Annotated in this window: 8 protein-coding genes and 1 pseudogene; 6 read left to right on the forward strand and 3 right to left on the reverse strand. The window is 37.5% G+C overall.

The genetic code is table 11. The annotated features are described in order from the left end of the window. The 6 genes and pseudogenes from PHO71_RS24585 to ptuB form a co-directional block, all read left to right on the forward strand. A pseudogene (locus PHO71_RS24585) lies at positions 1-887 on the forward strand (hypothetical protein); the annotation flags it as partial. A gap of 157 nt (positions 888-1,044) precedes the next feature. Next, entirely contained in the window at positions 1,045-1,737 is a 693-nt protein-coding gene (locus tag PHO71_RS24590; RefSeq protein WP_300208751.1) for a serine protease, read from the forward strand. Next, complete coding sequence (locus PHO71_RS24595) at positions 1,727-2,185, forward strand: hypothetical protein (RefSeq protein WP_300208753.1); 459 nt, start codon at positions 1,727-1,729, stop codon at positions 2,183-2,185. The genes PHO71_RS24590 and PHO71_RS24595 overlap by 11 nt, the downstream gene beginning before the upstream one ends. 172 nt (positions 2,186-2,357) lie before the next feature. Next, on the forward strand, positions 2,358-3,788 hold the full coding sequence (locus PHO71_RS24600; RefSeq protein WP_300208755.1) for a WG repeat-containing protein: 1,431 nt from the start codon (positions 2,358-2,360) through the stop codon (positions 3,786-3,788). 349 nt (positions 3,789-4,137) lie between these two features. Next, complete coding sequence (locus PHO71_RS24605) at positions 4,138-5,502, forward strand: AAA family ATPase (RefSeq protein WP_300208757.1); 1,365 nt, start codon at positions 4,138-4,140, stop codon at positions 5,500-5,502. After that, complete coding sequence (gene ptuB, locus PHO71_RS24610) at positions 5,499-6,260, forward strand: retron Ec78 anti-phage system effector HNH endonuclease PtuB (RefSeq protein WP_300208759.1); 762 nt, start codon at positions 5,499-5,501, stop codon at positions 6,258-6,260. The genes PHO71_RS24605 and ptuB overlap by 4 nt, the downstream gene beginning before the upstream one ends. Before the next feature lie 86 nt (positions 6,261-6,346). On the opposite strand, the gene PHO71_RS24615 is transcribed toward ptuB, so the two are convergent. The 3 genes from PHO71_RS24615 to PHO71_RS24625 form a co-directional block, all read right to left on the reverse strand. Continuing rightward, on the reverse strand, positions 6,347-6,859 hold the full coding sequence (locus tag PHO71_RS24615; protein ID WP_300208761.1) for a hypothetical protein: 513 nt from the start codon (positions 6,857-6,859) through the stop codon (positions 6,347-6,349). A 34-nt stretch (positions 6,860-6,893) separates the two neighbouring features. Continuing rightward, positions 6,894-7,736 (reverse strand): hypothetical protein, encoded by an 843-nt coding sequence (locus PHO71_RS24620; RefSeq protein WP_300208763.1) that lies wholly within the window; start codon positions 7,734-7,736, stop codon positions 6,894-6,896. A gap of 513 nt (positions 7,737-8,249) precedes the next feature. Next, positions 8,250-8,909 (reverse strand): site-specific integrase (locus PHO71_RS24625; protein ID WP_300208765.1); only part of this gene is annotated, 660 nt, incomplete at its 5' end.

Here is an 8,909-nt window from a genome sequence, read left to right on the forward strand (position 1 = left end):
TCTTGATTCTATATAGTAATAACATTAAATTCAAAGTTGCTAACTTTTCAGCTGATAATGCTAAGGAATTTGAGTTGAAGTGGGAAAGCATTAGGGCAGCTATATGTAGTGTCTTTGAGTTAATAAAAGCTTTTGGGTATACAGAATCAACATTAACATCGAAAAATGCTTTAATACCTTTGATCTATTATATCTATCATAGAAATATCTATACTGATTTTAGTACTAGAAAATGTTATGAGGAAGATCGAAAAATTATTAGGCAATGGGTGAATATTGTTCTAGTCAAGAAATTATTTGGTGGGCAAAGTGATAATATTTTGACTACTATAAGAAGTGTATTTACTGATGATGTAACAAAAAATCCGATTATTGCAAATGTTGACTTGTTTCCTAAAGATCGGATTGTAAATAAACTTAAAGGAACAACAAAAGATATGACAATGGATGATGATTATATAGATAATTTACTGCTAACTCAAAAGGATAGTGGGCTAGCATTCAGCATACTTTCGTTGTTATATCCAAATCTGGATTATAAGAATGGTAATTTCCATAAGGATCATTTACATCCTGAAAGTCTATTTAAAGGTGATGAATATTTAAAACAAACTAACATTTCGCAGGGGAAATATGAATTTTATAAAGATCCTAATAATTGGAACAGCATATTGAACTTGCAATGTCTTGATGCTAATGAAAATATGTCAAAGCAAGATAAAAATTTAAAAGAATGGGTTCTTCATGAAGCAAATAAACAATCTTGTACTGTTGACAAATTTTGCGAAGAACATGTTATACCTAACATATTAGACTTTGCGGATTTTGAAATGTTTATTACTGAGAGGAGAAAAATGTTGAGGGCAAAGTTAAAAAGTTTATTTTAGTGAATGACCTAAAAGATTTCAGAGATTATTTTTTTCTAAACCCAATCTGCTCATTGGTATTCTCGAAATAGGTGGATTTACTAGGGGACAGATCGCCTCCGTAATATGTAATTAAGATACTTCAGAAAACCGGAATTATAGGGGTGGTGTGAAAAACATGTTAGTTGAGGTTGCTAAACGCTTTGCTGGTGGATGCGTAATGGTTTATCGCAAAACAGGGGAAGACAGTGCGGCTTTTTTAGGAACCGGTTTTTTAGTAGACGAAAAAGGTTATATATTGACATGTGCTCATATACTCAATCCTACCGATGACTTAGTTATTGCTAAAGCCACAACTGAGAATGGTTATGCCAAGATAGATCTAGATGGACGATTTCAAGCAAGTGCAGTAAGACTTCATCAATACGACCCTTGTTCAGATATTGCACTACTAAAATTTGTAACCCAGCACGTTGTTAGTGTAGCTCAGATTCTATTTGGATCTGCTGACGAGGTTTCTATAGGAACCAGTGTAGGGTATCTGGGATATCCCTTTGGTGATAGGTTATGTGTAGTCTCATCGATGAGTGCAGTCGTGAGCGCGAAAATAATCGATTCTAATGGCGTAAAGATGATACAAATAGATAATATGTGCCATGAGGGAAATAGTGGAGGCCCGCTGATAAATCTCAGGACAGGTCTTATCATTGGGATAATATCTGGACGCCTCAATCCCTTTCAAGCTGCACCTAGTGTTTTTGTGGGTAATAGGCCAGTTGGAGTAGAAACAAACATTGGTTACGCTGCTGCCATTGAGCATGCGCTACCATTGCTAGAAAGTGAGGGGCTAGACAGCAAGTATGGAAAATGAACAAGCTTTAGCTGATCTAAGAGTTTTCATTCAAACCAATATTCCTGTATATCAGAGATCAAAACTACTTGAACTTCTTGATAAACCTGATGCAACGCAAGAAGATTTTGAAGTGTTAGGGAAGACGTTAACGGGAGAAACACAAAAGGATTCCATGTTTCTACCTACAGGTCCAGGAAGCGCGAACAAGAGAAGCATGTGGAATAGTACGAAAAAAGAAGTATATAAGTTTTTTTGTACGGAGTCTTCTGAGTATAGTCAGGAACGTAATGGCTGGGTAGGATTCATTAAAGATGTGATTCCTGTTTTAGCAACCGCAGTAGCATCCGAGCTGGGTGTTGCTATTAGTGTGGTAATTGGAGTAGTAACATTAGTAGTGATGAGTGTTTTGAAAATTACTAGAAATGCATGGTGTGATTGTCATAAGGATATCATCCAGCAAAATTAATGTAATTGTGGAGTTGGACTGGCATGGAACATCTCCACCAAACAAATCAGGAATATTTGAAAATATGAAGGGAACGAAGAGATTACTAGAAGCTGCCTTTTGAGATTTGAAGACAATAAATAAAATATTCTATGGACAATGGCGGTGGTGATTTTTGACATTTCCAATATTTATGCGCAAGGAAACTTGTGGCTCTCAATCGTCTAACCATGCAAAACAGGATGGCTTTGTTGTTTCTTGTTCCACTAATAAAATACAATGGTGTGTTCCGGGAGCAAAATCGGCACTTGTTTGTGAAAAATGGTCTGCTTTAAATACAAATATGAATTTTCAAGTTATAAATTCCCCTGCCGATAAATTGTGGAATGGCAGGGAGGTAGAACCCTTTGCATATGGAGTTGTTTTGATAAAGAGGCAAGGCAAGTGGGGCGTAATAAATGCCTCTGGGGATATAGTTATTGATGTACGGTATCAAAAAATCTGCATGTTTACCAGGGAGTTGCTTCGAGTTAAGGAGCAAGGAAAATGGGGACTGGTAGATGCAGCGGGTATTGCCGTTTTGCCAGTCATATACGATGGAATTAGTGAGTTTGAAGATGGAATTGCGTTGGTATGCAGCAAGGGAAGCTATGGTGCTATTAACAAGCAGGGAAAAATCGTAATTCCTATTCATTTTCAGGAAGTCAATTGCGTTGCCAAGGGCTTGTACCGTGTTTTGTTAGAAGAAAAATGGGGCCTTTTTGATGAAAGTGGTAACATGATTGTTCCCTTGCAGAAAAATAAAATATATTATGGCGCTCAATGCTTATTCTCTGTTGAAGAAAATGGCAGAAGAGGCTTAGTAAATCAAAATGGTCAACTAGTAGTAGCTCCTCGGTATGATGAAATCCGTGATTGCGAAGAAGGTATGTTTGCAGTATGCAAAAACGGCAAATGGGGCTTTGTATCTCAAGATGGTAGTGAAGTTATAGAACCCCGGTATGATTGTGTTGGCGATTTTTGGGGAGAAAAAGCGGATGTTGAACTTGATGGCCTGTTTGCGTTGATTGATAAGGCAGGGAAAATTATTGGCGATTGGGTAGATAGAGGAGAAAGACAGTTATATAGGGAGAGTATCAGTGCTAAAGTTCGCAAAGCAAGGAATCGTAATGGAACTACCTATTCTTATAGTCCAGAAAATTGTAGAGAAGGACTTATCCGAGTAGGGAACTTTAAATTACGCAGCTATGGATATATAAACATTGAAGGACAAGAAAAGATACCATTTGATTATGAACGGGCGCTGGAGTTTTCGGAAGGGTTAGCAGCAGTTCAATTACAGGATAAATGGGGATATATTGATAAGAACGGTATGAGTGTGATTTCCTTTACGTATGACCAAGCAATGAGTTTTTCGGAAGGCCTTTCGGCAATAAGAGAAAATGATAAGTGGGGATTTATAGACCGAAAAGGTGCTATCGTGGTGCCGGCTCAATATAAGTCGGTCCAACCATTTTCAGGGGGACATACTATTGTCTTAAATGATAAAGTTTCCATTCTGATAAATAGGCAAGGGACGCCTATTCTGGAAGTGATGGATGCAGTAGAAAATGGTGCGAATTAGGAATGAAAAGTGCTATGCTTTTGAAGTGGAATGAATCTGCTTTTTTAGTTCTTCTTGCATGATTTGATAAATTGAATAATGCGAATGCTAATGATGGAAAATATATAAAGCCAGAAACCCAATGAATATAAGGGTTTCTGGCTTCTTGTGAATCTGTCAGAAGTATATTGTGTCAGATTCATGTTGGCTCAGGCTTTGTAATGTTGAAGCATACTTTACGATAGGCGACTTCTTGAAAAATTAAAGACAATATTAACTGCTTGAAGGCTTTTTTCTCTTAATTGGCGAAAATATCTAAAAAGATTAGACGTGGAGAATAAGTGATGCAAAAAAGTGTTGCATTGAGGGGATGTTAATGATGTTAAATTTTAAATTGCACAAATTAAAACTTAGTAATTATAGAGAGTTTGGCAATGTCGATATTGAATTTCATCCAGAGATGACTGTTCTTGTTGCGCGAAATGGAGGAGGGAAGACGGCCATTTTAGATGCGATAGCAGTTGCGTTCGGGCCATTTATTGGGGCGTTTAGTGATGGACATGGAGTTCATTTTCGAGTTTCTGATATTAGACAAAGTTTAACTCTTGGGGGCAAGGAAATTGAATTTCATACACCTTTAAAACTGGAAGCTAACGCTACTATCGGTGAAAAAAATTTAGATTGGACGAGAGAGTTAAGTGGAAAAAAAAGCCGAACTACAATTAGTGGAGCTCGAAATTTAATTGAGTGTGCGCGTGAAATTGAGAAAAAAGTCAATACAGATAAAGAGATTGTTTTACCTTTATTTGCATATTATGGCACGGGAAGACTATGGAAAACGATTAAACTTACCGAGGGAAAATCGAAAGCGAGTAAGCGTAGAACTCGTGTTGCCGGCTATATGGACTGCTTGGATCCGGCATCTAGTTATAATGCTGCGGCAGACTGGATGTACTATGCGCATATGATGAATGTTGAAAGCTATTTAGAGAATGAGTTTGCTGAGGGAAAAAGCGCTCCGTATGCATCAGAAATACAAGCGATTGTTGAGGCTACTAATATTTGCTTGAGTCATAGTGGATGGAGGAATCTTAGATATACAATACAGTATCAAGAACTAACTTTATGGCATGATGAATTTGGAAGATTGCCTGTTAGCTACTTGAGTGATGGTATTCGGAATATTGTTGGATTGACGCTAGATATTGCATATCGAGCAGCAAAGCTGAATGCATGGATGGGCAAAGAGTGTGTGAAAAAAACTCCGGGGGTTGTGATGATTGATGAAGTTGATATGCATTTACATCCATCTTGGCAGCAAGAAATTTTACCTAAGTTGAGCGAAGCATTTCCTCTTATTCAGTTTGTTGTAACTACACATAGTCCTCAAGTATTGACTACAGTCAAACCGGAATGTATTCGAATCATTAGCATAGGGAATGAAGAAGATGGAAGCTTCAATATGACTGTACCTTCATTTTCATTAGGTGCTGAAAGTAATCTTGTCTTAAAAATGGTGCAAAATGTACTGGCTAGGCCATCGAAACTTCCTATTGTGAAAAAATTACATCAGTATTTGGAGTTGGTTAGTAATGATCAATGGGATAGTAGTGAGGCATTAAATTTACGTAAAGACTTAGACGAGTGGGGAGCAGGCTACGAGCCTGTTTTAGCGAAAACGGATGTAGATATTCGAGTAAGAGAGTACAGAAGAGAAGGTAGTACACGGAAATGAAGAAAATAAAAAAAGGGCAAGAGCCACATTCATTAATCACCTATAAATCTGCCAAGCCGAATGCAAAGTGGGAAGAGTTTAGAGATGAAAGGAGTAATTATACAGAGATTAAAAGGCAATTGATAGATGATCAGAATGGATTATGTGCTTATTGTGAAATTGATTTAAAGCAAACTGGTTCATCTAGGCCATTAGATGATTTTAGGGTAGAACATTTTATACCTAAATCGCAAAATCCTCCGCCTAATTGGGCTTTGGAATGGAATAATTTAATTGGAGTTTGTCATGGTGGGCGTCAAAGAGGGGTTGTAGATGAACCCTTGCGGTTTGGAGAGGCTTCGTGCGATGCATATAAAGGAGGTAAGAATCTCCAGGGAGTAATATTGAATCCTCTTCACGTACCGATAGGTAGAATTTTTAAATATGAACTAACAGCCTTAGAAGAAAAAGGGAAAATGATGGTGGATTTGCAAAATTGCCCACAAGCAATGCAATCTCAAGCTCAAAATACAATTGATGACCTTCATTTGAATGTCGAAAGGTTAAGAAGAATGCGAGAGGCAGTTATTGAAGGTTTAATTGAGCAAATATCGCTTATGACATCTTCGGGAAAAGAAATATCTGAAGTTATGGAAACTCTCGTAAGGAGTCAATTAAGGAAACGTAATAACTCTTGGCCTGCTTTTTTTTCGACTATTCGTTGTTTTTTTGGAGAAACGGCAGAATGCTATTTAGCTAGTATAAATTATGATGGCTAAAATTAGTGGCGTTGGAAGCGAGAAGGTTTCTGGATTTTCAGAAGCCTTCTCGTTTTATTTGTGTTGAGTTGAGATATTAATAAAGCCTATCTAGGAGGATGGGTTCTTTCAAGTAGATTCAGTTTAATTTCAAAGACCAAAAATAAACTATTAATTACTTCATAGGCTGAATAAACAGCGAAAAAAAAGAGGAAAGACTCTACAAAGTAAAACATGTTAATGACGGGAATGTTGAATTCATTAAGCATCTTGGTGACAAATGGAATTTCAATAAAAAAGCTCAAAAGTGAGATTGCTAATAATATTAATAGAGTAGTTAAATGATTTTTCAAGTTTAATAGCGCAGTAGTAAAGTTATGGTTCAATCGATGAAGTTTTAGTAAGTCTTCCTCTTTCATCAATGCGAATATAATCGCAACGGTTGCAACGAGGCCGCCCCAGAGCAAACCTATTGTTGGGGGAATTAACTTTATACCCTCTTCGATCCATTTATCACCATTGAAAAATAGGTTTAGCACTAAGGATGCAAAGAGAATAATCCACGTAATTCGGTTAGCAATTAAATTGGTAATAGGGTGGTTTTTTATGAAGGAAAGCATTATAACAACTCCTCAAAATCTAACTGTTTAAAAATCACTTTTTGACTTTATAGGAGCCTAAATCAATGTGTGAATAAATGTCTTTTATTGCAGCTTCATCAGTAGTATCTATATCATTATCATACTCGAAAGTAGCAAGTTGATCGGAATTTTTAATTGTTGTAGGCTTTTTGTGGCCCTTTGCTTTCCGGCGAACAGTCCATTCACCTGCACCATTTTCTGACCAATTTACCATTGGTTGTATAGTTTCATCTGGACCTAGTTTGAGTTCACCATTTTTATTATTTACTGCGATATCAAGTTTAGTTCCATTGGTGAGGTTTCTAATTTCTTTTAACGTATCACGAAGATTTTTCTCCGTAGAACCAAGAAAGTTTGGCATTTCCAAAACGAATCGGATGTTATATATTTTTTCTGAAGTAGTTATTGCATCCCAGAACTTTCCTTTTGCTGTTAAAGGTTTTATACTGACTTCCAGTCCCTTTTCAAGCAACTGCATTTCAAAGAAATATTCAAGATGACGAAAGACTTGTAGGTCAGATGAGAAGACTGTTCTGTCTCGTTGAAACAAAATAATTTGTTCTTCTGGAACTAAGATAAACAATATATATGGGTAAAGTATCGCTCGGCGCTTAATTAATTTGCCATCATCTTTAAGTGGCAATGTTTTTGATGTTTGGCGACCAAGTTTACCACCAATTACATTGTTATGAGTGTCAAGAATAGGCTCTAATAAAAGAGAGAGCCCATTATGGTTAAATTCACATTCATGATGGAGCGCTTCAAGAGCATATGTGAATTTTTGTTCACTTCCCAATTGATAAAATAAGTTTTGATTTGCGGGTACAAGACTAAAACGGCCTGCATAAAACTTCAAGATATGTACCTCCTCCGCAAAATTAGTTGTATGCTCACACTTCGGCGAAAAATAAATAAGTCCTTTGAATTGAATTTGAAATATTGTATGTTGAGAAAACGCATATCTCAATTTATGTAAAAAATCTTAAAGGAAAAATATGAAGTCGAAGTAAAAGAACTTTGAAGTGTTGTCCCTTAGTGCTCCTTAAACTTTAGGAAATATAAAGCTTGAAAGTCCCGCAGAACCAGTAAATAAGCGGATCGTAGGCATCTGTGAAATGTGGGAAATTTTCGTAATGAGTAGGTCGTAGGTTCGAATCCTATTATCGGCTCCAGTAATTTCGCGGGTTCCCAGGTTTGTGGGAGCCCGCTTTTTTATTTAAAAATGCTTTTTGCGCCTTATTTGCGCCTTAAGAAGATTTTTGCCGGTTTTCTTTACGAATTGCAGGGGTAGTGCATAGTCAGAACATAGAAAAAAGAAGCTAAAGTCAGCGACAAGATAACGTCGTGACAGAAGCTTCTTTTTCGTACTTTAAGGGTTATTTCTTTTGACGAGGGATTGCTGGAGAAACCCGTTCATTTTATCAGCGGCTTGCTTGTCTACAGATTCCAGGGCGTGGGAGTAGTACATGTCGGTGGTACGGATGTCTGTATGGCCTAAGCGAGAGCTGACGTTTTTCAAGGGAACTCCCAAAGAGATCAAGAGTGTGGCGGAGAGATGTCGGAGTGAATGAAAAGGCATGGTGCCTAAATTGTGGCGTTTCAAAAATCTACTGAACCATTGTGATGGCGTTGTGGGGTACATGAGTTCGCCGTTCCACTTGGTAAAGAGCCAGTTTTCATCGTGCCATTGATCGCCGAGTTGCAGTTTCTTTTGCGATTGCCAGCAGCGATATTGCTTTAATTGAGTTAGGACGCTTGCGGAGATTGCAAGGCTACGGACAGACGAAGCGGTTTTGGGGTCTTTAAGAAAAACGCCTTTCCCTTTTAGGCATTGGACGCTTTTGGTGACGCTTAGCATTCCTTTTTCGAAGTCAATGTTATCCCATTGCAGTCCCAATAATTCGCCTAGACGTAACCCGGAGTCGATGGCCAATAAAATGATGGTTCGGAATTTGATTGGCTCGTTTTGCAGCGCTTGGATAAGCAGCGTGATATTCTCTTCTTCTAAAATCGACGCTTTTTTTCTTTC

It is taken from the genome of Bacteroides sp. (assembly GCF_028690125.1).
In the GTDB taxonomy this organism is placed as follows: Bacteria; Bacteroidota; Bacteroidia; order Bacteroidales; family Bacteroidaceae; genus Bacteroides.